At 63.4% G+C, this 24,615-nt stretch carries 28 protein-coding genes and 2 tRNA genes; 26 read left to right on the top strand and 4 right to left on the bottom strand.

Annotated features, from left to right (window positions below; genetic code table 11):
- Nucleotides 1–32 precede the first annotated feature (32 nt).
- The 11 genes from obgE to ACUYMZ_RS12250 all read left to right on the top strand — a co-directional run bounded on the left by obgE (nucleotide 33) and on the right by ACUYMZ_RS12250 (nucleotide 9,895).
- Nucleotides 33–1,619 carry a GTPase ObgE gene (gene obgE / locus ACUYMZ_RS12300; RefSeq protein ID WP_442423645.1) on the top strand — a complete coding sequence of 529 codons (1,587 nt, stop codon included), beginning with the start codon at nucleotides 33–35 and terminating at the stop codon, nucleotides 1,617–1,619.
- Nucleotides 1,609–2,787 carry a glutamate 5-kinase gene (gene proB, locus ACUYMZ_RS12295; protein WP_426002927.1) on the top strand — a complete coding sequence of 393 codons (1,179 nt, stop codon included), beginning with the start codon at nucleotides 1,609–1,611 and terminating at the stop codon, nucleotides 2,785–2,787. The genes obgE and proB overlap by 11 nt, the downstream gene beginning before the upstream one ends.
- Nucleotides 2,784–4,148 (top strand): glutamate-5-semialdehyde dehydrogenase, encoded by a 1,365-nt coding sequence (locus tag ACUYMZ_RS12290; protein WP_442423647.1) that lies wholly within the window; start codon nucleotides 2,784–2,786, stop codon nucleotides 4,146–4,148. Before proB ends, ACUYMZ_RS12290 begins: the two co-directional genes overlap by 4 nt.
- Before the next feature lie 83 nt (nucleotides 4,149–4,231).
- Complete coding sequence (locus tag ACUYMZ_RS12285; protein WP_426002923.1) at nucleotides 4,232–4,468, top strand: hypothetical protein; 237 nt, start codon at nucleotides 4,232–4,234, stop codon at nucleotides 4,466–4,468.
- 4 nt (nucleotides 4,469–4,472) lie between these two features.
- Nucleotides 4,473–5,147 (top strand): nicotinate-nucleotide adenylyltransferase, encoded by a 675-nt coding sequence (gene nadD, locus ACUYMZ_RS12280; RefSeq protein ID WP_481605878.1) that lies wholly within the window; start codon nucleotides 4,473–4,475, stop codon nucleotides 5,145–5,147.
- A 7-nt stretch (nucleotides 5,148–5,154) separates the two neighbouring features.
- A complete protein-coding gene (locus tag ACUYMZ_RS12275) occupies nucleotides 5,155–6,402 on the top strand; it encodes a hypothetical protein (RefSeq protein WP_481603590.1) in 1,248 nt (415 codons plus the stop codon).
- A 52-nt stretch (nucleotides 6,403–6,454) separates the two neighbouring features.
- A complete protein-coding gene (gene rsfS, locus ACUYMZ_RS12270; RefSeq protein ID WP_426002920.1) occupies nucleotides 6,455–6,859 on the top strand; it encodes a ribosome silencing factor in 405 nt (134 codons plus the stop codon).
- A 110-nt stretch (nucleotides 6,860–6,969) separates the two neighbouring features.
- Nucleotides 6,970–7,045 (top strand) — tRNA-Ala (locus ACUYMZ_RS12265).
- Nucleotides 7,046–7,226: 181 nt separating this feature from the next.
- A tRNA-Ala gene (locus tag ACUYMZ_RS12260) sits at nucleotides 7,227–7,299 on the top strand.
- A gap of 98 nt (nucleotides 7,300–7,397) precedes the next feature.
- Nucleotides 7,398–8,537 (top strand): class I SAM-dependent methyltransferase, encoded by a 1,140-nt coding sequence (locus ACUYMZ_RS12255; RefSeq protein ID WP_481603588.1) that lies wholly within the window; start codon nucleotides 7,398–7,400, stop codon nucleotides 8,535–8,537.
- 107 nt (nucleotides 8,538–8,644) lie between these two features.
- Nucleotides 8,645–9,895, top strand: coding sequence for an ROK family transcriptional regulator (locus ACUYMZ_RS12250; RefSeq protein ID WP_481603586.1), 1,251 nt, complete (start codon nucleotides 8,645–8,647; stop codon nucleotides 9,893–9,895).
- A 31-nt stretch (nucleotides 9,896–9,926) separates the two neighbouring features.
- On the opposite strand, the gene ACUYMZ_RS12245 is transcribed toward ACUYMZ_RS12250, so the two are convergent.
- Nucleotides 9,927–10,130 (bottom strand): hypothetical protein, encoded by a 204-nt coding sequence (locus ACUYMZ_RS12245; protein ID WP_426002916.1) that lies wholly within the window; start codon nucleotides 10,128–10,130, stop codon nucleotides 9,927–9,929.
- 129 nt (nucleotides 10,131–10,259) lie between these two features.
- Here ACUYMZ_RS12245 and ACUYMZ_RS12240 point away from each other — a divergent pair, with 129 nt between their 5' ends.
- Genes ACUYMZ_RS12240 through ACUYMZ_RS12215 form a run of 6 tightly spaced genes read left to right on the top strand, consistent with a single transcriptional unit; the run spans nucleotide 10,260 to nucleotide 15,349 of the window.
- A complete protein-coding gene (locus tag ACUYMZ_RS12240; protein ID WP_442423651.1) occupies nucleotides 10,260–11,267 on the top strand; it encodes an AAA family ATPase in 1,008 nt (335 codons plus the stop codon).
- Between the two features lie 10 nt (nucleotides 11,268–11,277).
- A complete protein-coding gene (locus ACUYMZ_RS12235; protein ID WP_442423652.1) occupies nucleotides 11,278–12,186 on the top strand; it encodes a DUF58 domain-containing protein in 909 nt (302 codons plus the stop codon).
- Nucleotides 12,179–12,649, top strand: coding sequence for a hypothetical protein (locus tag ACUYMZ_RS12230; protein WP_481603583.1), 471 nt, complete (start codon nucleotides 12,179–12,181; stop codon nucleotides 12,647–12,649). Before ACUYMZ_RS12235 ends, ACUYMZ_RS12230 begins: the two co-directional genes overlap by 8 nt.
- Nucleotides 12,640–13,620, top strand: a complete 981-nt coding sequence (locus tag ACUYMZ_RS12225; protein ID WP_426002912.1) for a vWA domain-containing protein — start codon at nucleotides 12,640–12,642, stop codon at nucleotides 13,618–13,620. Before ACUYMZ_RS12230 ends, ACUYMZ_RS12225 begins: the two co-directional genes overlap by 10 nt.
- The gene (locus ACUYMZ_RS12220; protein WP_481603581.1) at nucleotides 13,617–14,639 is read left to right on the top strand and encodes a vWA domain-containing protein; all 1,023 of its coding nucleotides are present in this window, start codon (nucleotides 13,617–13,619) and stop codon (nucleotides 14,637–14,639) included. The genes ACUYMZ_RS12225 and ACUYMZ_RS12220 overlap by 4 nt, the downstream gene beginning before the upstream one ends.
- Nucleotides 14,639–15,349, top strand: coding sequence for a hypothetical protein (locus ACUYMZ_RS12215; protein ID WP_481605876.1), 711 nt, complete (start codon nucleotides 14,639–14,641; stop codon nucleotides 15,347–15,349). Before ACUYMZ_RS12220 ends, ACUYMZ_RS12215 begins: the two co-directional genes overlap by 1 nt.
- 48 nt (nucleotides 15,350–15,397) lie before the next feature.
- Here ACUYMZ_RS12215 and ACUYMZ_RS12210 read toward each other — a convergent pair whose 3' ends face one another.
- Together ACUYMZ_RS12210 and ACUYMZ_RS12205 are read right to left on the bottom strand one after the other, a co-directional pair.
- Nucleotides 15,398–15,901 (bottom strand): DUF2004 domain-containing protein, encoded by a 504-nt coding sequence (locus tag ACUYMZ_RS12210; RefSeq protein ID WP_426002909.1) that lies wholly within the window; start codon nucleotides 15,899–15,901, stop codon nucleotides 15,398–15,400.
- Between the two features lie 51 nt (nucleotides 15,902–15,952).
- Nucleotides 15,953–16,918, bottom strand: coding sequence for a LysR family transcriptional regulator (locus tag ACUYMZ_RS12205; protein WP_426002908.1), 966 nt, complete (start codon nucleotides 16,916–16,918; stop codon nucleotides 15,953–15,955).
- Between the two features lie 390 nt (nucleotides 16,919–17,308).
- Between ACUYMZ_RS12205 and nrdH the strand changes: the two genes are divergently transcribed.
- From nrdH to ACUYMZ_RS12175, 6 genes are all read left to right on the top strand, one after another.
- Nucleotides 17,309–17,554: a glutaredoxin-like protein NrdH gene (gene nrdH / locus ACUYMZ_RS12200; RefSeq protein WP_387437143.1), complete on the top strand. Its 246-nt coding sequence runs from the start codon at nucleotides 17,309–17,311 to the stop codon at nucleotides 17,552–17,554.
- Nucleotides 17,555–17,611: 57 nt separating this feature from the next.
- Nucleotides 17,612–18,082 carry a class Ib ribonucleoside-diphosphate reductase assembly flavoprotein NrdI gene (gene nrdI / locus ACUYMZ_RS12195; RefSeq protein ID WP_481603578.1) on the top strand — a complete coding sequence of 157 codons (471 nt, stop codon included), beginning with the start codon at nucleotides 17,612–17,614 and terminating at the stop codon, nucleotides 18,080–18,082.
- An 11-nt stretch (nucleotides 18,083–18,093) separates the two neighbouring features.
- On the top strand, nucleotides 18,094–20,235 hold the full coding sequence (gene nrdE / locus ACUYMZ_RS12190; RefSeq protein ID WP_481605874.1) for a class 1b ribonucleoside-diphosphate reductase subunit alpha: 2,142 nt from the start codon (nucleotides 18,094–18,096) through the stop codon (nucleotides 20,233–20,235).
- Nucleotides 20,236–20,479: 244 nt separating this feature from the next.
- Nucleotides 20,480–20,689, top strand: a complete 210-nt coding sequence (locus tag ACUYMZ_RS12185; RefSeq protein WP_481603576.1) for an ABC transporter ATP-binding protein — start codon at nucleotides 20,480–20,482, stop codon at nucleotides 20,687–20,689.
- Nucleotides 20,690–20,799: 110 nt separating this feature from the next.
- Nucleotides 20,800–21,774, top strand: coding sequence for a class 1b ribonucleoside-diphosphate reductase subunit beta (nrdF, locus tag ACUYMZ_RS12180; protein ID WP_397321585.1), 975 nt, complete (start codon nucleotides 20,800–20,802; stop codon nucleotides 21,772–21,774).
- A gap of 79 nt (nucleotides 21,775–21,853) precedes the next feature.
- Nucleotides 21,854–22,195 (top strand): YciI family protein, encoded by a 342-nt coding sequence (locus ACUYMZ_RS12175; protein WP_481603574.1) that lies wholly within the window; start codon nucleotides 21,854–21,856, stop codon nucleotides 22,193–22,195.
- Here ACUYMZ_RS12175 and ACUYMZ_RS12170 read toward each other — a convergent pair.
- Nucleotides 22,192–23,499: an HNH endonuclease gene (locus ACUYMZ_RS12170; protein ID WP_481603572.1), complete on the bottom strand. Its 1,308-nt coding sequence runs from the start codon at nucleotides 23,497–23,499 to the stop codon at nucleotides 22,192–22,194. The two genes, ACUYMZ_RS12175 and ACUYMZ_RS12170, sit on opposite strands and share 4 nt — an antisense overlap.
- A 145-nt stretch (nucleotides 23,500–23,644) precedes the next feature.
- On the opposite strand from ACUYMZ_RS12170, the gene ACUYMZ_RS12165 reads away from it, so the two are divergent.
- Genes ACUYMZ_RS12165 through ACUYMZ_RS12155 form a run of 3 tightly spaced genes read left to right on the top strand, consistent with a single transcriptional unit; the run spans nucleotide 23,645 to nucleotide 24,615 of the window.
- Nucleotides 23,645–24,133 (top strand): hypothetical protein, encoded by a 489-nt coding sequence (locus ACUYMZ_RS12165; RefSeq protein WP_481603571.1) that lies wholly within the window; start codon nucleotides 23,645–23,647, stop codon nucleotides 24,131–24,133.
- Nucleotides 24,063–24,380, top strand: coding sequence for a dienelactone hydrolase family protein (locus ACUYMZ_RS12160; RefSeq protein WP_481605872.1), 318 nt, complete (start codon nucleotides 24,063–24,065; stop codon nucleotides 24,378–24,380). The genes ACUYMZ_RS12165 and ACUYMZ_RS12160 overlap by 71 nt, the downstream gene beginning before the upstream one ends.
- A complete protein-coding gene (locus tag ACUYMZ_RS12155) occupies nucleotides 24,274–24,615 on the top strand; it encodes a dienelactone hydrolase family protein (protein WP_481605871.1) in 342 nt (113 codons plus the stop codon). The genes ACUYMZ_RS12160 and ACUYMZ_RS12155 overlap by 107 nt, the downstream gene beginning before the upstream one ends.

Raw genomic sequence — 24,615 nt, 5'->3', positions numbered from 1 at the left:
CATGCCGGCAACAGCAACAAGAGGAGATTCACGTGGCGAGCTTTGTTGACCGGGTAGTCCTGCACGTATCCGGCGGAACCGGCGGCCACGGCTGTGTCTCTGTCAAACGGGAAAAATTCAAGCCCCTTGGCGGCCCGGACGGCGGCAACGGCGGCAACGGGGGAGATGTCATCCTTCGGGTGTCGTCACAAACAACCACGCTGCTGGACTACCACCACGCACCGCACCGCCACGCCACCAACGGTGGCCCGGGCATGGGTGACTGGCGTGGCGGCAAGAATGGCGAAACCCTGATCCTGCCCGTTCCGGACGGCACCGTGGTAAAAACCAAGGACGGCGAAGTCCTTGCCGACCTCGTGGGCGAGGGTACCGAGTACGTCGCCGCGGCCGGTGGCCAGGGCGGCCTCGGCAATGCCGCGCTTTCGTCGCAGAAGCGCCGCGCTCCCGGTTTCGCCCTGTTGGGAATCGAGGGTGAGTCCGCGGACATCGTCCTCGAACTGAAATCCATCGCTGACATCGCACTGGTTGGCTTTCCGTCAGCCGGCAAGTCGAGCCTGATCGCTGCCATGTCCGCCGCCCGTCCCAAGATTGCCGACTACCCCTTCACCACCCTTGTTCCCAACCTGGGCGTTGTGCAGGCCGGAGACGTCCGCTTCACCATTGCCGACGTTCCGGGCCTGATCGAAGGCGCCAGCGAGGGCCGCGGCCTGGGCCACAACTTCCTCCGCCACGTGGAGCGCTGCGCCGCCCTGGTGCACGTTCTGGACTGCGGAACCCTTGAATCGGACCGCGACCCCCTCTCCGACCTGGCCATCATCGAGGCGGAGCTGGAAAAGTACGCGGTGGACATGAGCTACGCCGGCACGGACGGCGAGGTTGTACCACTGAATGAGCGGCCCAAACTGGTGGTGCTGAACAAGGTGGACCTTCCGGACGGCCGGGACATGGCGGAATTTGTCCGGCCGGACCTTGAGGCACGTGGATACCGGGTCTTTGAGGTATCCGCCACCAGCCACGAGGGGCTTCGCCCGCTCAGCTTCGCCATGGCGGAGATCGTGAAGTCCGCCCGTGACGCGGTCGAGGCGGCCCCGCCCAAGGTGGCGCCCCAGATCCTCCGTCCGCGCGCCGTCAATGAGACCGGCTTCCGGATCCGCCGTGAGGAGAAGAACCTCGAGCCGCTGTTCCGCGTCCTGGGCGAAAAGCCCGAGCGTTGGGTCAAGCAGACCGATTTCACCAACGAGGAAGCCATTGGCTACCTCGCCGACCGCCTGGCCAAGCTGGGCGTGGAGACCGAACTCTTCAAGGTCGGTGCCAAGCCGGGCGACACCGTGGTGATCGGCGGGGACGACGGTGTGGTCTTTGACTGGGAACCCACCATGATGGCAGGTGCCGAACTGCTCGCCACGCCGCGAGGCACGGATATCCGGGTTGCGGATATCGGAGATCGACCTACCCGTTCCCAGAAGCGCGAGGAACAGATCGAGCGCCGCGAGGCCAAGGCCGCCGCACGTGCCGAATTGGAAGCCGAGCGCAAGGCGGGCATCTGGACGGAGTCCGTCAGCCGCCGTCGTTCGCAGCCTGTCAAGGAAAGCAACCTGGACGCCGGTGATGACGACTAAGACCCTCGACGTCCCCGGAACGGAAGCGGCCGAACGCCAGGCGCTGGCCGGCGCCAAGAGGATAGTAGTCAAAGTTGGTTCGTCCTCGCTGACCAGCATCAAGGGCGGCATCTCCGAGAAGTCGCTCACCGCGCTGGTCAACGCGCTGGCAGAGAAGCGCAACGCCGGGACGGAAATAATCCTCGTATCGTCAGGCGCCATTGCCGCGGGGCTTGCTCCGCTGGGCCTGGCCAAGCGGCCGAAGGACCTTGCTACCCAGCAAGCGGCGGCGAGTGTGGGGCAGGGGCTGCTCATGGCCCGCTACACCCAGGCCTTCAACGCCCACGGTGTCACGGTCAGCCAGGTGCTCCTGACGGCAGACGACCTCATGCGCCGTACCCAGCACACCAACGCCTTCCGTGCTTTGGACCGCCTGCTGAACCTCGGGGTTGTTCCCGTGGTCAATGAGAACGACACCGTCGCCACGCACGAGATCCGGTTCGGTGACAACGACCGCCTCGCAGCCTTGGTAGCCCACCTGGTGCGCGCCGACGCGCTGGTTCTCCTGTCCGACGTCGACGCCCTCTACGATGGCCCGCCATCACAGGGAGCCAAGCGCATTCCACTGGTCCGGGGTCCGCAGGACCTGGACGGCGTGACCATCGGAAAGGCCGGAAAGGCCGGTGTAGGCACCGGCGGAATGATGACCAAGGTCGAGGCCGCCTCCATTGCGGCAGGATCCGGCATCCATGCCCTGGTGACATCCACCGCGAACGCGGCCGCAGCCCTGGACGGCGGGGACGTCGGCACATGGTTCGCCGTTAACGGCAACCGGAAGCCGGTGCGGCTTTTGTGGCTTGCGCACCTGGCCACGGTCCACGGCCGTTTGGTGCTCGACGACGGCGCAGTGAAAGCCGTGCGGGACCGGCACAGGTCACTCCTGCCTGCGGGGATTTCCCGCATTACGGGTGATTTCGAGGCCGGTGACGCAATCGAAATGGTCTCCCTTGACGGAACGGTGGTTGCCAGGGGGTTGGTGAACTACTCCTCCGACGAACTCCCGCGCATGCTCGGCCGCTCCACGCAGGAACTGGGACAGGCGATGGGCCGCGGCTACGACCGCGAAGTTGTTCATGTTGACGACCTCGTACTCCTTCGGGCTCCCCGCTCATCTAAACTTGGAGCATGACTGAAGCGCTGACTCCCGACGCCCCTGTGATTTCCGACGCTCCCGGTACTGCCGGGCAGGCGCCGGAGCGTCCCGTGGCCGGTAGCGTTCCACTCTCGCAGGAGGATCTCCAAGCCGCCGTGTACGCAATTGCCGACCGCTCACGGAAGGCCGCCCGCCGCATGGGCCAGGCCAATCGTGCCTGGAAGGACCGCGCCCTGCGAACCATCGGTACATCACTCCTCGACAACCGTGACCACATCCTCGCGGCGAACGCCAAGGACGTTGCCGAAGGCCGTGCCAACGGGACATCAGCTGCCCTGCTGGACCGCCTGACCCTCACGCCTGCCCGCATCGATGGTTTGGTTGCGGCCCTTGAGAACCTGGCCGGCCTCCCTGATCCCGTGGGCAATGTGGTCCGCGGGCAGACCTTGCCGAACGGGTTGCGTCTTCGGCAGGTCAACGTGCCCATGGGCGTCGTGGCTGCCATTTACGAGGCCCGCCCCAACGTCACGGTAGATATTGCCGGGCTGGCCCTTAAGAGTGGCAACGCCGTCATCCTGCGCGGTGGGTCAGCTGCTGCGAAGACGAACGAGGCCCTGGTCAGGATTCTTCGCGAAGCGCTCGACTCCGTGGGGCTGCCGGCTGACGCCGTGCAGACCGTAGACCAGTACGGCCGCGAAGGCGCCAATGTTCTGATGCGCGCACGCGGACGCGTGGATGTCCTGATTCCGAGGGGTGGGCGGGACCTGATCCAGACAGTGGTCAACAACTCGTCGGTGCCCGTTATCGAAACCGGCGAAGGCAACGTCCACATCTTCATTGACGAGTCCGCCAGCGAAGAAATGGCAGTGGAGATCCTGCTGAATGCCAAGACCCAACGCCCGAGTGTCTGCAACACCGTGGAGACCCTCCTGGTTCATTCGGGGTCCACGGTGCTCCCCGCGGTAGCGTCCGCGCTCCGCTCTGCCGGTGTCACCCTCCATGTTGACGAAAGGATCGCTTCGGCCCTGGGCCCGGCGGTGGAAACCGTCCCCGCGGACGACGACGATTGGGCGACCGAATACATGGACCTGGACCTCGCCGTGGCCATGGTGGACAGCCTGGATGACGCCGTCAAGCACATCCGCACCTGGACCACTGGCCACACCGAGGCAATCCTGACCAACAACCTGGCCAACGCCGAGAAGTTCATCGCCGAGATCGACTCCGCGGCCGTGATCGTGAACGCGTCCACGCGGTTCACCGACGGCGGGGAACTCGGGTTGGGAGCGGAAGTGGGCATCTCCACCCAGAAGCTCCATGCCCGTGGCCCCATGGGTTTGACCGAGCTCACCACCACCAAGTGGATCGTCCAGGGCGAGGGCCAGGTCCGCAGCTAGCAACGCTGTAACATAGAACAGAAGTCCGGGACGGCGGGGAGGCCCGCCGTCAAGAATCCTTTGAAAACCAACTAGGGGAGAAGATGCTGTTTCAGCAGATCGCCACGTCCATTGCCGCGCAAACCGAAGGCGGTCACGAAGCTGCTCCGCTGTGGGCTGAGCCGTGGGTCTTCGGCATTGTGATGTTCGCCATCCTGCTGGTCCTCATGTTTGTCACCCTCTCCTACACCAACCTTGGCAACCGCCACGAGGCCGTCGAAGAGCACGCGGATCCGCACCGCCAGCACCCGAACAAGCACCAGCACCACGAGGGCCACTAAGATCATCGCCGCAACACCGCGCGGGGAGTCGGAGCGCAGGCTCCGCCTGGGCGTCATGGGTGGTACGTTCGACCCCATCCATCACGGCCACCTTGTGGCTGCCAGCGAGGTAGCTGCCAAGTTCGATCTCGATGAGGTCGTGTTCGTGCCCACGGGCCAGCCTTGGCAGAAATCCAGCAAAAAGGTCAGCAGGGCCGAGCACCGTTACTTGATGACGGTGATCGCTACGGCCTCCAACCCGAGGTTTACCGTGAGCCGGGTCGACGTTGACCGGCCCGGCCCCACGTACACCATAGACACCCTGCGTGACCTGCGCGCGCAGCGGCCCGATGCGGATCTTTTCTTCATCACGGGCGCCGACGCCTTGGCCCAGATCCTGTCCTGGAAGGACGTGGACGAGCTCTGGTCGCTGGCGCACTTCGTGGGCGTTACGCGACCGGGGCACGAGCTGAACGACCTCGGTCGGACGGATGATGTGAGCCTGTTGGAAGTTCCTGCGATGGCCATCTCCTCCACCGATTGCCGCAACCGCGTCAACGAGGGCAATCCTGTCTGGTACTTGGTTCCGGACGGGGTGGTCCAGTACATCGCCAAGTACGGCCTGTACGCGCCGCGGCCCCCAGCGGGGGAGTTGGCCCCCGCATTGTCCGGATCAGACGAGCCAGCACGTACTGAATGAGTTTTGAATGAGCAGCCAGGAACAGCGTCCCATCCGCAGCAGGCGGGAACTTCGCCGCGCCCGGGAAGAGCAGCAGCTCGCTGAGCAGCAGTCTTCCGCGGCTGGTTCCGGCGCGGCAGCACCTGGTCCTGAAGGCGCGGCAGCACCTGGCCCGGAACGCGCCGCAGCATCTGGTCCGGAACCCGTGGCCCCCGCAGGTAAGGCCGACTCCGTTCCGGCGCAAAAGGCCGCCGCTGCGGCGCCACGCAACCGCCGCGCGGCGGATGTTCCCGTCGACGCCGTGGGGGAGCGATCCTCCCAGATCCGCGCGCGGGACCGTGCGGCTTTGCGCACCATTAAGGAACTGGCAGACAAGGAAGAACAGCTGTCCGGCGGTGGCCCGCCCACGCGCCGCCAGTTGCGTTTGCAGCAGTTGCAGGCCGAGATGGCCACGTCCGCCAACCCCATTGTTCCGGCGCCGGCCGATAAGACCGCGGCTGCAGATGAGGGGACTGCGCAGGAGCCGGCCGGCGGGAAACCAAAGCCCCCGGCTTCGCCCACAGCAGGTGAAGCTCCGGGTCCGGCCGGAGCCGGGATGTCGGTGGAGCAAGCACTTGCAGTCCGTGAGTTGATTGCGGCGCAGGTCCAGAACCAGACGGCCAAACTCGAGCATATTGCGGACCAGGATCCGCTGGCAGTGGATCCCGAGGTCCTCGCCCAGCAGATCGCTTTGGCAGAACGTGCAGCGGTGCTGAACAAGCGCGCCGCTGCCAAGCAGAAGCTTGCGGAGCAGGCCCAAGGGGATTCCAAGCAAGGGGGCAGCGGGAAGGCCCCGACGCCCGCGTCCGGACCGTCCACAGCGAACAACCTGGCCATGGTCACTCCATTGGAGTTCGTCAAGGTCCCCGGTGTCGAGCGGCCTGTGATGAAGAGGCCAAGCACCACCTTCGTACCCGTGGTCACCTCGCCGGGACCTGCGCTGGATGCTGCGGCCAAGCCTTCCACCGGGAAGGCCGCCCGAGGCCGGGCGGGGGTGCTTGCCCGTGCGGAGGCTGTGGCAAGGAACGCCCGCAAGCGGGCTGCCACCGCTGACCTGCCGGCAGAACAGGAGCAGCGTCCACCGGTGTCTGCAAGCACCGCCTATGGCCTTGACCCGCTCGATGCCAGTACGGCGGGCCTGGCGCGCGCCCAGCGCAACCGGATTCTCCAGATCGCGGTGCTCGCGCTGGGGCTGGTTGCACTCATCGTCGGCATCATCATGATGACCAGCGGATAAGTCCGCACAAGAAGTCTTATATCCCGGCCTTTGGCCACAACAAGGAGTCCCCGTGTCTGCACATGAACAATCCATCACTCTCGCCCGCCATGCTGCGCGGGCGGCGGCCGACAAGCTTGCCGAGGACGTCGTCGCGCTCGATGTCAGCGAGCGGCTGGCGTTGACTGACGTTTTCCTGATCGCATCGGCGCCCACTGAACGCCAGGTGAATGCCATTGTTGACGCCATTGAGGAAGAACTGCTGAAGCAGGACCTGCGTCCGGTGCGCCGCGAGGGCCGCTCGGAGGGACGTTGGGTCCTGCTCGATTACGCCGATGTGGTGATCCATGTCCAGCATGCCGAGGACCGGGTGTTCTACGCTTTGGAGCGCCTGTGGAAGGACTGCCCGGTGGTGGACCTGGAGCTTGGTGATGACGCATCGGCCAAGGCGATCGCTGCCGAGGATGCCGAGCAGTAGCTGGAATCCCGAATATGCCCGATTTGGAATTTTCCTGAAGGCTGTTCTAAGATATTTGAGTTGCTTCGGCGGGAATGGAAGATAAACGTTCCGCTGGGCAGCACGAATATGGGGCTGTGGCGCAGCTGGTAGCGCACCTGCATGGCATGCAGGGGGTCAGGGGTTCGAGTCCCCTCAGCTCCACCATCACAAATCCCGTCCTTAGCGGAACACCGCGAAAGGGCGGGATTTTTTGTTGATTGATTGGCTGTCCTGGACGTGATGCAGCTCATACTCCGCGGATTTCGCTTCTCAGGCGATTGTGGTTAGTATTGACGAGTTGCTTCGGCAGGAAGGGAAATCTTCCTCCGGGAATCAGCAAAAATCCGGGGCTGTGGCGCAGCTGGTAGCGCACCTGCATGGCATGCAGGGGGTCAGGGGTTCGAGTCCCCTCAGCTCCACTTCGGATTGGGACCCCGCTCTCTCGAGCGGGGTCCTTTTTGTTGGCGATGGCACCCTTGGCGGGTTCCAGCGACTCTAAGAAAGCGGGGCAGCTGCCGTGCCAGTCCAGGATCTGGAAACCCTGTTCAGCCAGTTGAGCCGGCACCCCGACGTCGACGCTGAAAACCTGCAGGCGTATGACGCAACGGATCGGCTGTTGCTCGACGAAGTCCGGCACCGTGCCGGTGCCGAGCCCAATATCACCGTCATCGGTGACCGGTACGGCGCCTTGACCCTCGGCGCGTTGGCCGTCACCGCCGTCGAGCATGTCCGCGTTCACCAGGACCTGTACACCGGAAGGCTCGCGTTGGCGCGCAACGCCGCTGCCGCAGGCTTGGACCGGCGCTATAGGGCGCATGACCTCGGCCCGGGGCTCTTGCAGGATGCCGGCCTTGTGGTGCTGCAGTTGCCTAAGTCTCTTGCCGAGTTGGAGGAAATCGCCGACGCCGTTGCGCGCTTTGCTGCGCCCGGTGCCATCCTGCTTGCCGGTGGGCGTGTAAAACACATGTCCCTGGGCATGAACGATGTCCTGCGAAAATACTTCGGATCTGTACAGCCCCAACTGGCGAGGCAAAAATCACGGACACTGGTGGCCCGGGACGCGAGGCATGTCCCGGTGGAGCCCCCCTTTCCCGTGCTGGAGGACATTGCCGAACTCGGCATCAAGGTGGCAGCCCGCGGAGCAGTGTTTTCCGGAGCCCGGCTGGACATCGGCACCCGTTTCCTGCTCGGGTTCCTGGACCGGATGCCTGAAGTCCCGCGGGCGGTCGACCTCGGATGTGGGACCGGCATTCTGGCCACCATGTACGCGAAGCTGCATCCAGGTGCTGCGGTTCTGGCGACGGACCAATCGGCAGCCGCTGTTGCCTCCGCCAAAGGTACGGCTGAGGCAAACGGGCTGGCGGACCGGATTTCCGTGCTTCACGACGACGCCATGTCCACGCTGCCGGGGGACAGTGCCGAACTGATCCTGCTGAATCCGCCGTTCCATGTGGGAGCAACCGTTCACGCGGGCGCGGCTCTGAAGATGTTCCAGGCTGCTGCCCGCGTGCTGGCTCCGGGCGGAGAGCTCTGGACCGTGTACAACAGCCACCTGCAGTACAAACCCGCGCTGGAACGCTTGGTTGGTCCAACAGAGATCGAGGGGCGCAACCCCAAATTCACGGTAGCGCGGACCCGGAGAGCAGCCCGGACGTGATCCGGAGCCTCGCCCGATGTGTCACGCCGTCCGTGGGGCGGGCTTGTCGCATACAATTCAGGGGCATGACCGTTCCACCATGCTCCAGCGAATGACGAGGGGATTCAGTGACTGAGATCCGGCAGCCGACACCGAGGCGCGGAACCAACCTGCCACGCATGGGGGACTTCAACCTGACGGTTATCCTGGAGGCCATCCGGCGTTCGTCGGGTGGGCTCAGCCGGGTTGAGCTTGCCCAGTTCGTGGGACTTTCTCCCCAGACCATCTCCAACATCTCGCGGCGGCTGCTCGACCAGCAGTTGATTGTGGAGGCCGGAAAAGAAGGCACCGGTCCCGGCAAGCCGCGGACCATCCTGCGGCTCAATCCTTCGGGGATGTACGCCGTGGGTGTCCATCTGGATCCGGCCGTGATGACTTTCGTGATCCTCGATCTTGTGGGGGATGTGGTCCTGCACTCGCGCATGGCGACGCCCAGCGGTGATCCGGCCGATGTGATCACCAGCATCGCCGACCAGATCCAGGTCCTGATTGCGGATTCGGGCGTTGATGCCTCCAAGATTGCCGGCTTGGGCGTTGCGGTGCCTGGTCCCATCGACCTCGATGAAGGTTCGGTAGTGGAACCGCCGTTGCTGACGCGATGGAACCGGGTGCGCATCCGCGAGGCTCTCACCGAAGCGACGGGCCTGGAGACTCTGGTGGACAAGGACGTTACCAGCGCGGCCGTGGCTGAAACCTGGGTTGGCGGGGCCAGCGGCGCGGGCAGCTTCGTTTTCATGTATATGGGCACCGGCATCGGGTGCGGGATCGTGCTCAACGACGAAGTGGTCCGTGGTACGTCCGGAAATGCAGGCGAGATCGGGCACATCATCGTCGACCCTGATGGTCCGCCGTGTGACTGCGGGCTCCGAGGCTGCGTCAAGTCATCCTGCATTCCCCAGGTCCTGGTGGCGGAGGCCGAGGCAGCCGGCGTCCTTGACGGCCACGGCAACGATGCCGACGGGCCGGAAGTCCAGGAACGCTATGCCATGTTGTGCGACAAAGCCGATGCCGGCGATCCGAAAGCAATCGCAATCCTGGACAAGTCCGCGACCCTGGTAGCCCGGGCAGTGTCCGTGGTTACCAACACACTGGACGTGGAGCGCGTAGTGTTCGGAGGTCCGTTCTGGGGTCGGATGTCCAGGTATTTCCTGGACCGCGTCCCTGCCCAAATAGCAGCCAACAGCGCCGCAGGCATGATCCATGGAATCGACGTCGTAGGCTCAGGCGTTGGCGAGGACGTGGGAGCGATCGGCGCTGCGTGCCTCGTGCTGGAGCACACGCTTGCTCCCCGGGCCCAGCGGCTGCTGCTGGAAGGCTGACCAGGACACCATCCGGGGCGGTGGCGATCGATCAGTCGATGTCTTCCACGATTTCGCCGTAGGGAACCGACTCGTCCAAGTGGGCCTGGTGCCCCGTGGGACCGGGGTTGTAGGTGATCCGGACGCCGTGCCGCTGTTCGGCGGCGGACTGCAGCAAAACGGGCCGGACGGCCAAGGCAACGTGTTCCGTCTGGCCGGCGAGATACTCCTGGTAGCGGGCTGGTAGCTGATGCATGGGAAAAGGATAGACCCCGGGCGTCTTCATGGGGAGAGCTCCCCATTGCACAGTTAATTGGCTGCCGCTTGGATAGAGTGGCCGTTGCAGGACCGCAACGACCAACTGATGCCATCGAGGGGACAACGAGTGCTTCAAAACACCGCCACGGCCGGAATCGACGCGCCGGACATGGCCCGTGCGCAGCAGTTGGTGGCCAGCATCATGCGGAGTTTTGAAGCCAAGGTCGTGGGACAATCCCGGCTTCGTGAAACCTTGGTGATCGGGTTGCTGACGGGCGGGCACGTCCTGCTGGAGAGTGTTCCGGGGCTGGCCAAGACCACCGCGGCCCACGCGCTTGCTGAATCAGTCAGTGCCGATTTCCGGAGGATCCAGTGCACTCCAGACCTGCTTCCCAGTGACATAGCAGGCACCCAGATTTTCGACGCGGCCAAAGGCACGTTCATTACCCAGCTTGGGCCGGTCCACGCGAATATTGTCCTGCTCGACGAGATCAACCGGTCCAGCGCCAAAACCCAGAGCGCCATGCTGGAGGCCATGCAGGAGCGCCAGACATCCATCGGGGGAGAGTCGTATCCGTTGCCGGCGCCTTTTTTGGTGCTCGCCACGCAGAACCCGATCGAGCAGGAGGGAACCTACCGGCTTCCCGAGGCACAGATGGACCGCTTCATGCTCAAGGATGTCCTGGATTACCCCACTCCGGCCGAAGAAGCCGAGATCATCCGCAGGTTCGACGCCGGTGTTTTCGACCCGGCCTCCAAGCCACCGGCGGCAGCGTCGCTTGACGCCGTGGTCCAGGCACAGGAACTGGTCCGTCGCGTCTACATCGATCCAGCCATTGTCCGGTACATCGTGGGCCTGGCGTACGTCACCCGCAATGCAGCGCAATACCTGGAACCTCACCTCGCTGCCCTGGTGGAATTCGGTGCGAGTCCCCGGGCGGGCATCGCTTTCAGCCAGGCAGCCCGCGCCCTTGCCCTGATCAACGGCCGGGACCACGTCATCCCCGAGGACGTCAAGAATCTGGCCCATCGCATTCTCAGGCATCGGATCGTTCTGGGCTTCGATGCCGTGGTTGAAGGCATCGCCGTGGAAACCGTGATCGACGCCGTGCTTGCGTCGGTCCAAACGCCGTAGCCGGGGCGTCATGCCAAGCCTCCTCCGACGCGTCAAGTCGAAGATGTTCATTTTCGCGCACCGTAAGACCCTGACGTTGCTGGACGGTGAATATGGCTCGGTCTTCAAGGGCCGCAGCCTGGACTTCGACGAGCTCCGGGCCTATGTTCCCGGCGACGAAGTCCGGGATATTGACTGGAAAGCGACGGCACGGCATGGTTCGCCGTTGGTCAAACGATACGTGGCCGTACGCCGCCATTCGGTGCTCCTGGTGGTCGATACCGGCCGCGGCATGGCAGCTGATGCCGCTTCGGGGGAGCCAAAGAAAGCCATCGCCGTGGATGCCGCCGGGGTCCTGGGGTACTTGGCTGCCCGCCATGGAGACGACGTGGGCCTCCTGCATGGCTCTGCTGCTGCGTCCTATTACCTGCCGCCACGCAGCGGCGAGGACCACCTTGAGCGGTTGCTCCGCGAGGTCGATTCCCGTACTTCCCTGGACGGGCCTGCGAGCGCCCTGGCGGAACAGTTGGATTATGCGCTGCGGTACCTGAAAGGGCGACTGCTGATGGTAGTCATTGCCGATGAGGTGGTTCCTGACGAGCGGACGGTGGGCCTGTTGCGCCGTTTGCGGTCCCGTCACGAGATTCTGTGGCTGACGGTCCGCGACGCCGACCTCGCCACCGGCCAAACCAGCACCGAGGTGCGGGACGGGTCGATGCTTCCGTCCGCCGTCGCAGGTAACCACCGGGTACGGAAGGCCTATGAGGTTGCCCAAAGGCGGCGCGAGGAGGCACGCCGGACCGTCTTCAGGCAGCTGGATATCGCCGAGGAGCAAGCAGCAGGCAGCGCCGACGTGGTCCAGTCGGTGTTTGCTCTTCTGGAGAAGCATCGATCCCGCGCTGGGACAACCAGGGTGGCCAAAGGCGGATACCGTGCCTGACGGTTCGAGCTTTTATGGGCCGCTTTCCTACCAGCCGCTGTGGTTGTGGTTGGGCCTGCTGCTGGCAGTGACGGTCGCAGCTTGGTACGAATGGCTGCTGTGGCCGGCAAAGCCGCGGCGGTTGGGTGGGCACGAAACGGTTGTTTCTCCGGCCCGGGATGTGGAAGCCCTGCGGGCAGCTTGCCTTGCGGGGATTGCCGCTGTTGAAAAGGACGCCGACGACGGCACGTTGCCCATGCGCGAAGCCCACCAGCGGCTGAGCTTCCTGGTGCGGGAGTTCGCCGCTGCCGCTACCGGGGTGCCGGCAACGTCGATGACCCTCCAGGAACTGCGCGGGAACGGGCTTGGACACTTCGCGGCCGGTATCGCTGCCATCTATCCGGGGGAGTTTGCACCGGCAGCAGGGAGCCCGGTCAGCGCGGCCGCTGACACTGCACGGAGGGCGGTCCTCGGATGGAACTGACCTATTGGTGGCTTCTTCCCTTGGCTGCAGCCGCCGTGGCAGCCGCATGGCTGGTCCTCCGGAGGGCACCGCGACCGTACCGGCCCGTGGCACATTCCGATCGGATGACCCACCTTCCTGAGTACAAGAAGGCCCTGGCCAGGTACAGGTTCACGTTGGTCCTTGGTGCACTGCTGGGTGCGGTCTTTCTTGCTGCCAGCGTGACAGCCGCGGCCAGGCCGGTGCAGCGTTCCACCCACCAGCCGGAAGTGCGTAACCGGGACATCGTGTTGTGCCTGGATGTCTCCGGCTCCATGGCCGGCACTGACGCTGCGATTGCCGGGGTTTTCAAGGAATTGGCGAAGGAGTTCGACGGCGAGCGCATCGGCATGGTCATCTTCGACAGCAGCAGCGTGCAGTTGTTTCCCCTGACCGATGATTATGACTATGTTGCCGGCCAATTGAGCGAAGCGCAGGAAGCTTTCGAAAGCGGGGCCGGTTCGTTCTTTGACGGCACGTGGCAGCGGGGCGGGTCGTCCTTGATCGGTGATGGACTGGCGTCCTGTGTACAGAGTTTCCCGGAGGACCACACCGAAGGCGGAGGAACCAGGCGAACACGGTCGGTGGTTCTGGCAACGGACAACTTCCTCTCCGGGAACCCCGTATTCACCCTTGAAGAGGCAGCGGCACTGGCCAGGAGCAGGGATGTTGCCGTCCATGCCCTGAATCCGGGGGACCTGGACTACGGCGACGATCCCGTGCAACCGGGCGCGCAACTGCGGGCCGCCGTTGAAGGCACCGGTGGCAGCTATCACGCCCTGGACAGTCCGGGTGCCGTGCCCGGCATCGTGCAGCAGGTACAGGACAGCGAAGCCTCGGCGTACCTGGCCGCACCCCAGGCAGTGGTCTCCGATGATCCCGCGTGGCCTTTGGGTATCGCCGTGGTATCCGGGATGGGCCTTCTCGTGGTGGGATGGCGGCTGCAGGCATGACCTTCGCTCCCATCAGCGCCTGGCCGTTCATCGCCGTATCCGTCGTTGCCACACTGCTCTTTACCGTGTGGGTTCTTGCCCGGGGCGGGCAACCCCGCCAGGCGGTGAGGTCCACGGCGGTCCGCTGCGCCGCCGTCGTGCTTTTGCTTTTGGCTGCACTTCGTCCCGGCTGGCCCGGCGGTGAAGCGACCACGGCGTCGACGGATCTTGATGTTTTCTTCGTGGTTGACACGAGCACCAGCATGGCCGCCGAGGACTTCAACGGCTCAGCGACGCGCCTGAGCGGCGTCAGCGCAGACGTCATGGCCATTGCGAAAGAACTGGCCGGGGCCAAATTCTCTTTGATCACGTTCGACAGCAAAGCATCGGTCAGGATGCCCTTGACCCGGGACACCACAGCCCTGCAGACCGCCATGGCTACCCTCCAACCCCCGAGCCCCCGCTATGCGAGCGGCAGCAGTGTCACCGGAGCGGGGCCGCTGCTGAAGGAACGGCTCCACAAGGCCCGGGAGCAGCATCCGGGGCGTCCTGCCCTGGTGTTCTACGCCGGCGATGGTGAGAACACCAGTGCGGGCCCGCCCGATGCGCTGCCGCTCGGTCCGTCGGAAACCGCCGGGGGAGCGGTCCTGGGGTACGGCACCGACCAAGGCGGACGGATGAGGGATCCCAGCGGGTCCGGCGCAGGTTACCTGCAGGACCGCAGCGGTGACGGTCCCCGCGACGCAGTGTCCCGGATCGACGAAACACAACTGCAGGACATAGCCGGGCAGTTGAACGTACCCTACGTACACCGCGACGGAACGGGACCGGCCAGCGACCTGTTCACCAAAGCGGAGCCCGGAACGCTGGTGCCCGGAGGAGAGGACCGTTCTCCCGGCCGGACCGAACTCTACTGGCTGCTCGCGCTGGCGGCCTTCCTGCTGGCCATGCAGGAGCCACTGCGCCATGTCGCCGGACTGCGTCAATTGAGCCGGCCTGGTTCCGCTGCACCGCAGCCCGGGGACAGGGAGGCACTGTGATGAAGGCCCGACGGCGGCAACTCGCCTTGTGGTCGCTGCTGCCGGCATTGCTGGCGCTGGCGTGGGCGGCCAAACTCCTCAGCGTCGGCTGGCTGGGAGGCTACGCTTCGGAGGCCTTCTCGTCCAGCGACCGGGAGGCGCTCGCGGTGGCTGCACGGTGGCTGGGAGTGGCCAACGTCGTGGAACCTTACAAGGCATCCTTTGCTGCCGGTGACGCGAAGGTGCTGGCCGGCGACTTTGCGGCGGCGAGGCGGGACTTCGAAGAGGCACTGGAGGCAGGAGCGGGCGATGACGAATGCAAGGTCCGGGTCAACCTGGTGCTGACCCTCGAGCGGCTGGGCGACGCCGCCTCCGCGGCCAGTGTCCAGGCAGGCGGGAGCCGGAGCGGGGCTGAGCAGTTCTTCCGCGACGCGTTGGAGGTGGCAGCCGGGGCACCGGCAACGTGCCACCAGGACGGGCCGGGCAATTCCGCAGGCGAGGGAGGCCGTCTGGATTCGGCGAAGGACCGGATTGACGGCAAGCTCCTGGCCAGTGAGATGCCCCCGGATGCCGGCGGAGACAACCAGGAGTCGTCGGCTCCGCAGGACGAACAGTTGAAGCAGCTTCAGGACAGCGCCCGAAAAGCGCAGCAGGAGCGCGCCGAGGGGCAACAACGCGAGGAGTACCTGCGCGGACCGGATCAGGGTCCGGGCGTGGACAAGCCATGGTGAGGTCCGCGTCCACCGGAAGGTGGGCGGCCGGGGTCGTGCTTTAAGGTCCTATTCCCAGAGGATCTCGTCGTCCACCACGCCGTCCTCGTCCGCCGCCACCACCAGTGTCTCGTCGGTGAAGTGCGAGCCCAGGGTGAAATCAAGCACAAAGTAGCGTTCCGGCTGGCCCGGGTAGATGGCTACATGTCCAAGCTTCAGCGCCTTGAGGAAAACGTCGTTGGTGAGTTGGGACTTGTCCCGTACGCCAAACACCGATTCCAGTTGCTCTTCCTTGAGCTGGGAACTGTGGAAGTGGAGGAACTGTTGCGGGTTGGTGCCGTCCTGGTCCAGTTCATCAGCGATCATCTCCCTGACCTGGTCAACAAGCTCAGGGAGGAAGCGCAAACGATAGTCCACCTTGTGCATGGCTGCCTCGTCAAAGTGGTCATGCGCTGCGACGTTGAGGTCCAATTCAAGCTGGTTGCCGCCGAGTTCGTGTTTGGCCACAAAACAGTGTTCACGCCCGTGGTTGAGCTCAATCTCCCCAAAATGTTTGCTCGCTACCTTGCCCATGTGATCAATCTAACGCCATCACCGGGCGGGTTCCAGCACATGGTGCCAATTTCAGCGGCGCCGTTGCTGCACCTTGGCAGGGGTGGGCTTCAACGGGTGCAGGCCGCTCTTTTGGTGGATGCCGCGGAGCGTGTCTGCCAGCAACTGCGTGAACAGCTGGACCTGCGCGGTGCGCTTCTCATTGATCTGCAGGGCGAAGATGTTCCGGGCCAGCCGGATGTCCGGAACGTCAAGGACCACGACGCCGGGTGGCCGGTTCCGCAGGGCAAGTTCCGGTACCAGCGAGGCCCCCAGTCCGGCGGCGGTCATCTCAAGGCTCGCGTGGAAGTCGTCGCTGTAGGCGACCACCCGCGGATGCAGATTGCAGCTGGCAAAGAGCCGTTCGATCACCAGGGCGTCGCTGGTGCCGGGGTGGTGGATGATCCAGGGCATGTCGGAGAGGTGTGCGGCTTCGATCTCGGCGTCCTCACGGATCTTCCACGACGCCGGCAGCACAACGCGGAAGTCGTCATCGCCGATCCATTGCCGTTCCAGGGAATGGGGCCAGGCCAGGCCCGACTGTCCTACCTGGTAGACGAGGGCAAGGTCCAGTTCGCCGCCGGTGCGCAGCCCCTGGATGGTCTGCGCCGGTTCGGCCACGGACACGCGCAGTTCGATGCCCAGTCCATTCCACCGCTCGTTCTTCAGGATGTCGGGGAGGACGTAGGTAGCCAGGCTGGGGAAGATGCCAAGTCTGAGTTCCTGCGCCGGAGAGTCGTTGGTCCGTGACGCGGCTGCCATGAGGGCCTCAACGTCGGTCAGCACCTTGGATGCATGCCGTGTCATGGTGACCGCAGCCTCGGTGGGAACCACGCTCCTGGCCGAACGCTGGAAGAGCTCCACTCCGGTGTCGCGTTCAAGGGCCGCCATCTGCTGTGACACAGCCGACGCCGTGTAACCGAGTTGTGCCGCGGCTGCTGCGAAGGAACCCAACCGGGTGACCTCAAGGAGGGTCCGAAGGTGGAGGAGATTGACCATCAGCTGTCCTTTTGCTCGGTTGATGGCGTGATGCCGGGGTTGCGGGACGCCGGAAAGCGTCTAGGACACCGTACTCCGGGCTGCACCAACAGCAAATCTTGTGTTCGCCACGCCACACTTTCAAACTGTCACGACACGCCGGTTTCAGGCGACACGCGGAAGATTAAATGTGGCTAAGTAGTCCACAGGGTGTGGATTTCATCTCTCACTTCGGCGTATTTACGGACATTTTGAGGCCCCCCTCCTGTGGACGGCCGGTGGATTGAATGACATACTTGTAATACATCATCTTGGGGTCCCGGCGGGGCGCTTGCACTACATGTAGTATCGATTACGGATTGAGCGGGACGCCCGCCCCATCCAGCAGACTTCAACTAAGGGGACAGGGATATGACCGTAACGGTTTACACGAAGCCGGCCTGTGTTCAGTGCAACGCTACCTACCGGGCACTCGACAAGAAGGGCATTGCCTACCAGAGTGTCGACATCTCCCAGGACGCAGAGGCACTCGAGCGCCTCAAGGCGCTGGGCTACATGCAGGCTCCCGTGGTTGTCACCGAGCAGGACCACTGGTCAGGATTCCGCCCGGACAAGATCGAGGAACTGGCGCAGACGGTTTCCTCCTCCGTGGCCTAGCCCAGGGCTATTACCACCACACCAAGCAAGAATTCCTATGTAGTCGAGGTGACTCCCATGGCACCGCTGGCAGCGGCGACCGCACGCAATGCGACGGAAGCTGTCACCACCAGGAGTCACCTCATCTACTTTTCCTCGACATCAGAGAACACCAAGCGTTTCATCCAGAAGCTGGGCAGGGACGCTGCACGCATTCCGCTTTATGCACAGGATGCCCCTCTCCAGGCGCTGGAACCTTTCGTCCTTGTGCTGCCCACCTACGGCGGGACCAATGGGGAAGGTTCCGTGCCCAAGCAGGTCATCAGGTTTCTCAACAATCCCGGGAACAGGTCACTGATCCGGGGAGTCATCGGTGCAGGGAACACCAACTTCGCGGACAACTACTGCGCAGCCGGCGACATCATCGCCGCCAAGTGCAAGGTGCCGCATCTCTACAGGTTTGAACTCATGGGGACGCCGGAAGACGTCGATCGGGTCAATCAAGGATTGGAAAAGTTTTGGACACTACTGTCGCAGAAACAGAAGTAACCGGGGGCGCTGTGGATACGGCCAAGAAGCCACTGCCGGAGGCCTATAAGGGCTTGGGTTACCACGAGCTCAACGCCATGCTGAACCTGTATGGCGCCAACGGCGAGATCCAGTTCGAGGCCGACCGCGAAGCCGCCCACCAGTACTTCCTGCAGCACGTGAACAACAACACGGTGTTCTTCCATGACCTGGAAGAGAAGCTGGACTACCTGGTGAAGAACCAGTACTACGAGCGCGAAACGCTCGACCAGTACACCATGAACTTCATCCGGGACCTCTTCAACCGCGCGTACAAGAAGAAGTTCCGCTTCGAGACCTTCCTCGGTGCCTTCAAGTTCTACACGTCCTACACGCTGAAGACTTTCGACGGCAAGCGTTTCCTGGAGCGTTACGAAGACCGCGTCTGCATGGTCGCCCTGCACCTGGGCCGCGGCAACGAAGAGCTCGCCACCCGCCTGGTGGACGAGATCATCGACGGCCGGTTCCAGCCCGCCACCCCCACGTTCCTCAACGCCGGCAAGGCCCAGCGCGGCGAGCTCGTCTCCTGCTTCCTCCTGCGCATCGAGGACAACATGGAGTCGATCGCCCGCGGCATCAACTCCGCGCTGCAGCTCTCCAAGCGTGGCGGCGGCGTAGCGCTGTCCCTGACCAACATCCGTGAACACGGTGCTCCGATCAAGCAGATCGAGAACCAGTCCTCCGGCGTCATCCCGGTGATGAAGCTCCTCGAAGACAGCTTCTCCTACGCCAACCAGCTTGGGGCCCGCCAAGGCGCCGGTGCCGTGTACCTGCACGCCCATCACCCGGACATCTACCGCTTCCTGGACACCAAGCGCGAGAACGCTGACGAGAAAATCCGCATCAAGACCCTCTCCCTGGGTGTTGTTATTCCGGACATCACGTTCGAGCTCGCCAAGAAGAACGAGGACATGTACCTCTTCTCGCCGTACGACGTCGAGCGCGTTTATGGTGTGCCCTTCTCCGACATCTCCGTTACCGAGAAGTACTACGAGATGGTGGACGATTCCCGGATCAAGAAGTCCAAGATCAACGCCCGCGAGTTCTTCCAGACCCTCGCCGAGATCCAGTTCGAGTCCGGTTACCCGTACATCATGTTCGAGGACACCGTGAACCGGGCCAACCCGATCGAGGGCAAGATCACCATGAGCAACCTCTGCTCGGAGATCCTGCAGGTTTCCACCCCGTCCATCTACGGCGAAGACCTGAGCTACGAAACAGTGGGCAAGGACATCTCCTGCAACCTCGGTTCCATGAACATTGCCAAGACCATGGACTCGCCGAGCTTCGGTGACTCGATCGAGACCGCCATCCGTGCCCTGAGCGCCGTGTCGGACATGTCCTACATCAACTCGGTGCCGTCCATCGCGCAGGGTAACGCCCAGAGCCACGCGATCGGCCTTGGCCAGATGAACCTCCACGGCTACCTTGCCCGCGAACGGGTCCACTACGGTTCCGAAGAAGGCCTGGACTTCACCAACATCTACTTCTACACGGTGCTTTTCCACGCTCTGCGTGCTTCCAACAAGCTGGCCATCGAAACCGGCCAGACGTTCGGTGGCTTCGAAAACTCCAAGTACGCTTCGGGTGAGTTCTTCGACAAGTACACCGAGCAGGAATGGGCTCCGGAGACCGGGCGTGTCCGTGAACTCTTCGCCGGCCATCACATTCCTACCCAGGACGACTGGCGCGAACTGAAGGCCTCCGTGATGGAGCACGGCATCTACAACCAGAACCTCCAGGCCGTGCCGCCCACTGGTTCCATCAGCTACATCAATAACTCCACCTCATCCATTCACCCGGTGGCCGCCAAGATCGAAATCCGCAAGGAAGGCAAGATCGGCCGCGTCTACTACCCGGCTCCCTACCTGACCAACGACAACCTGGACTACTACCAGGACGCGTACGAAATCGGCTACGAAAAGATCATCGACACCTACGCTGCTGCCACGCAGCACGTGGACCAGGGCTTGTCCCTGACGCTGTTCTTCAAGGACACCGCCACCACGCGTGACATCAACAAGGCGCAGATCTACGCCTGGCGCAAGGGCATCAAGACCCTCTACTACATCCGTCTCCGCCAGCTCGCGCTGGAAGGGACCGAGGTTGAAGGTTGCGTTTCGTGCATGCTTTAGTTGAAGTTTCAAGTCAGCGACGGATGATTGCTGCCGTCGGGCGCAGGGCTTAAAAGGTTTGAGGGGCTGCGCTCTAACGCAGCCCCTCAAAATGTCCCGCTAACGAGACGCTCCAAATGGTTACTCTGGAACGTCGAATGTATCAGGCACCTTGGATGCACGTCCAATGCTTGGAGCGGGATGTCAACGGTCGGGACCACCGACTGTCACATAACCGCCTATCTTTCGGCAGAAAGGAGCCATAGTGGCTCAGAAAATTGCTCGCGATGCAAAGTCGGGGGAGTTCGTGTCCATGTCGGTTGCTTCGCGGCGACCGGCCACTACGACCGTGGAGTTCGTAGGCTCGGGTACCAGCAACTCACGCACGGTCAATCGCTCTGCGGACACGGGCCGTTTCGTCACGGGCGCGGCGGCCAAGCGGAATCCCGGCGGGACCATCAAGCAGAGGGTCTAGCCGTCTGTGATGGCTGGTGCGGTCAAGTGAAGTCTTGACCGCACCAGCCGCTAGTATTTATCGAAGTTCAGTGGGCGGATCCCGTAACAGCCGTCAGGTGGAGGAAGAAAATGACCGAGAAGGTTAAGTTGCTGAGCCACGTCGAGGCGATCAACTGGAACAAGATCCAGGACGACAAGGACGTGGAAGTCTGGAACCGGTTGGTCAACAACTTCTGGCTGCCCGAGAAGGTGCCGCTGTCCAACGACGTCCAGTCGTGGCACACACTGACGCCGCAGGAGCAGCAGCTGACCATGCGTGTCTTCACGGGTCTGACCCTGCTGGACACCATCCAGGGCACTGTTGGCGCTGTCTCGCTGATTCCTGATGCGCTGACCCCGCACGAGGAAGCCGTGTACACCAACATTGCGTTCATGGAATCGGTGCACGCGAAGTCGTACTCGTCCATCTTCTCCACGCTGTGCTCCACCAAGGAGATTGACGACGCCTTCCGCTGGTCGCTCGAGAACGAGAACCTGCAGAAGAAGGCCCAGATCGTCATGGACTACTACCAGGGCGACGATCCCCTGAAGCGAAAGGTCGCCTCCACGTTGCTGGAGAGCTTCCTGTTCTACTCGGGCTTCTACCTGCCCATGTACTGGTCTTCGCGCGCCAAACTTACGAACACGGCCGACCTCATCCGCCTCATCATCCGCGACGAGGCCGTACACGGGTACTACATCGGCTACAAGTTCCAGAAGGGCCTTGAAAAGGTTTCCGAGGCACGCAAGCAGGAGATCAAGGATTACACGTTCGAGCTCCTGTTCGAGCTCTACGAAAACGAAGTGCAGTACACCCACGACCTCTACGACGGCGTCGGCCTGGCCGAGGACGTCAAGAAGTTCCTCCACTACAACGCCAACAAGGCACTCATGAACCTCGGCTATGAGGCCATGTTCCCGGCGTCGGTCACCGACGTGAACCCGGCCATCCTCTCCGCCCTGTCCCCGAACGCCGACGAGAACCACGACTTCTTCTCCGGTTCGGGCTCTTCCTACGTGATCGGCAAGGCCGTGAACACGGAGGACGAGGACTGGGAGTTCTAAGTCCAATGTTGTTTTGGTAGGTTCAAGGCCCTTCGCACCGCTGTGCGAGGGGCCTTGCCGTTAACGATGGAGACCATGCATGACCAAGTACCTGATCTCGTTTCCCGGCGAAGCCATGGAAATCCCCGAAGGAGAATTCCAGACAGTAGTGGAGGAGTCCCACGCAGTCATTGAGGAAGCCAAGGCTGCCGGCGTGTACGTGTTCGGCGGCGGGATCAACGAGGACGTCGCACCGGTCCGTGTTGCCGGGGATGGCACCGTGACCCCGGGCACCTATCCCGGGCACATTGTACCCAACGGCGGCTATACGGTACTTGAACTGCCTTCGCGGGAAGCCGCGCTTGAGTGGGCAGCCAAGATCGCCGTGGCGTGCCGGTGTCCGCAGGAGTTGCGGGAGTTCCAGTACGATCCCGCGAGCTAAGGAAGCAGCCTGGTACTGACATGGCCGGGCATCGGGGGCGCCAGTGAACGATAGCTGTGTCCGGTGGGTGTGGAAACTTTGAGCGCATGGCGCTTTCCCGGTTCCGGTTCCACCCTCCATCCAGGCTTTTCTTTTGTGTAATTGCATTGCTCGCAGAGACCCGCGGCGTTGTCCAGGCTTGTGCTGCCGCCTGAGGCCCAAGGGATGATGTGGTCGTGGTGGCGGATGGGCGCGTCGCAGTAGGGTGTGCGGCAGGTGTGGTCGCGGGTTTCGATGAAGCGGCGCAAGGCGGCGGGGAAGCGTCGGGCACGTGAGTCCGTTGCAAGGAGTTCTCCGGTCCCCGGAGCGGTAAAGAGGCGTCGGAGCCAAACATGGAGTTCTGCGGGTTGGTTGTTCTGTTGGCTGGTCCAGCCAGGCCCCGTGGAGAGCAGCTTCCTTGCCCAGTCCGCAGGTACCACGCCGTATCCTGCAAGCCGGGCTGGCTCACTGTCGCCCTGCAAGAGTGTCCGGTCGGTCATGACCAACTGGAGGTCGATTCCGGAGAACCCTGCGGGGGTTCCGGTGATTCGCTCGACGAGGGTGTCGGCCATGACTTGGCCCTTGGAGCGCTGATCACCTTCCGACCGTGCCGTTCCGGCATCGCTTGTCAGTGCAGCGAACACCGCCACTCCTTGGCCCACCGGCAGGAGGGCCGTCAGATAGGCCATGGTGTCAGGTGCCGGTCGAAGGCTGACGTGGCGATCGTTGACCGCCTTGGCTGCGCGCCGCGCTACCGACCCCGGGTCGCGGCGGTAAGCAGCCGCTTTGGCAGCAGCAACGATCGCTTTGTCTCCTGAGCCATCAAAGGTACCGGTGTCGGCAGCCAGCTCATCATCCACGGAGCATCGATCCTCCGCGGACAGGCAGGCTGTTTCCTTCACCAGAAGGGTGGCCCGCCACTCATTCAACCGGCCGCTTTCCAGAGCTGCGAGGGTGCGCGGCATCTCAGTGACGAGTGCTTTGGCCAGGCCCAGAAGCCGGGAACCTCTGTTGGGCGATTCACGGCGTGCCAAAGCGACCTGCGCGGCGCTGCCACTTCCCTGCTCCGCCGCCGGCACACCGGCAGCGGCCTGCTCCTGCCGTTGGGCAAGATCGAAAGCCACGGCAATCTTGGCTTGCAGCGCCGATATTGCCGACTTCATGTCCTCAAGAACACGAAGCTGATCCACGAGGTCCTTGCTGATACTGCCGTCGTCCACAGGGGCGTGAACACCGGGCAGCCCAGCGGCCGGTGCTGTGGTTACCAACTCCCGGACGTTGCTCATGGTTTTACGATGTCACGGGGCACTGACATTTTTAGCCGGCGCTTCGTTCCTCATCACCCAGACTTCCCGCCCGTTGAACCAGCCCGCCCTTGCCTGCGTCCTTACATGAGGGGAGGATATTCGGCATCCAAGGGGAGGACCAACCATGACCCGGCAGCTGGAGAAGTTCGAGAAGTACCTGATCGAAGAGTTCTACGACGACTACCGCGCCGGTGAAATGTCGCACAAGACGTTCACGCGGCGGGTCGCATTCATCATGGGGAGCATGACGGCGGCCGCCGCTGCGATGACGCTGGTAGGCTGCACGCCGGATGAGGTTCCCAGGAGCGGGGACCCCATGCCCACCCCAAACGCAAGCGGCCCGGCAAACGGGGCCACCACCGCTGTCCCCAACGCCAAGAGCCCGTTGTCAGTGCCGGAGGGCGCAGCGGGACTGACGGCCTCAACGGTTAAGTTTGACGCCCAGGGAACGGAGATCAGCGGCTACCTTGCCCGTCCGGACGGCGGCAACCCCGGCCGGGCAGTCCTGATCTGCCACGAGAACCGGGGTCTCACCCCCCCATATCCAGGACGTTGCACGCCGCTTTGCCAAAGAGGGCTATGCGGCCTTGGCTTTGGACCTGCTCAGCCGTGAGGGCGGCACGGCAAACATGGACCCGGACGCGGTACCTGGCGCGCTGACGCAGGCCGGGGCGCAGCGTCACGTTGCAGATTTCAAAGCCGCTTTCGACTGCCTCAACGGCCAGGGCTTCGTCAGACCAGGGCCGTATCGCCATGGTGGGCTTCTGCTTTGGTGGCGGGATCACGTGGCAGGCCAGTACCGAAATCCCCGGGTTGAAGGCAACGAGTGCGTTCTACGGACCGGCTCCGGACCTGGCTAAGGTGGCCACCATCAAGCCGGCGGTGTTAGGCGTTTATGCAGAGCGCGATGCACGGATCACCGGGGCCATGCCCCAGCTCCAGAATGCCTTGGACGACACCAGCGTGAAACACCAGCTCAAGGTATATCCGGGCGTGGACCACGCCTTCCATAACGACACCAGCGACAGGTACAACGAAGCCCAGGCAACGGCAGCCTGGAACGACACCTTGGCCTGGTTCAAGGACAACGTATAG

It is taken from the genome of Arthrobacter sp. T572, assembly GCF_056780115.1.
This window is presented reverse-complemented; position numbering and strand designations above follow the sequence as displayed.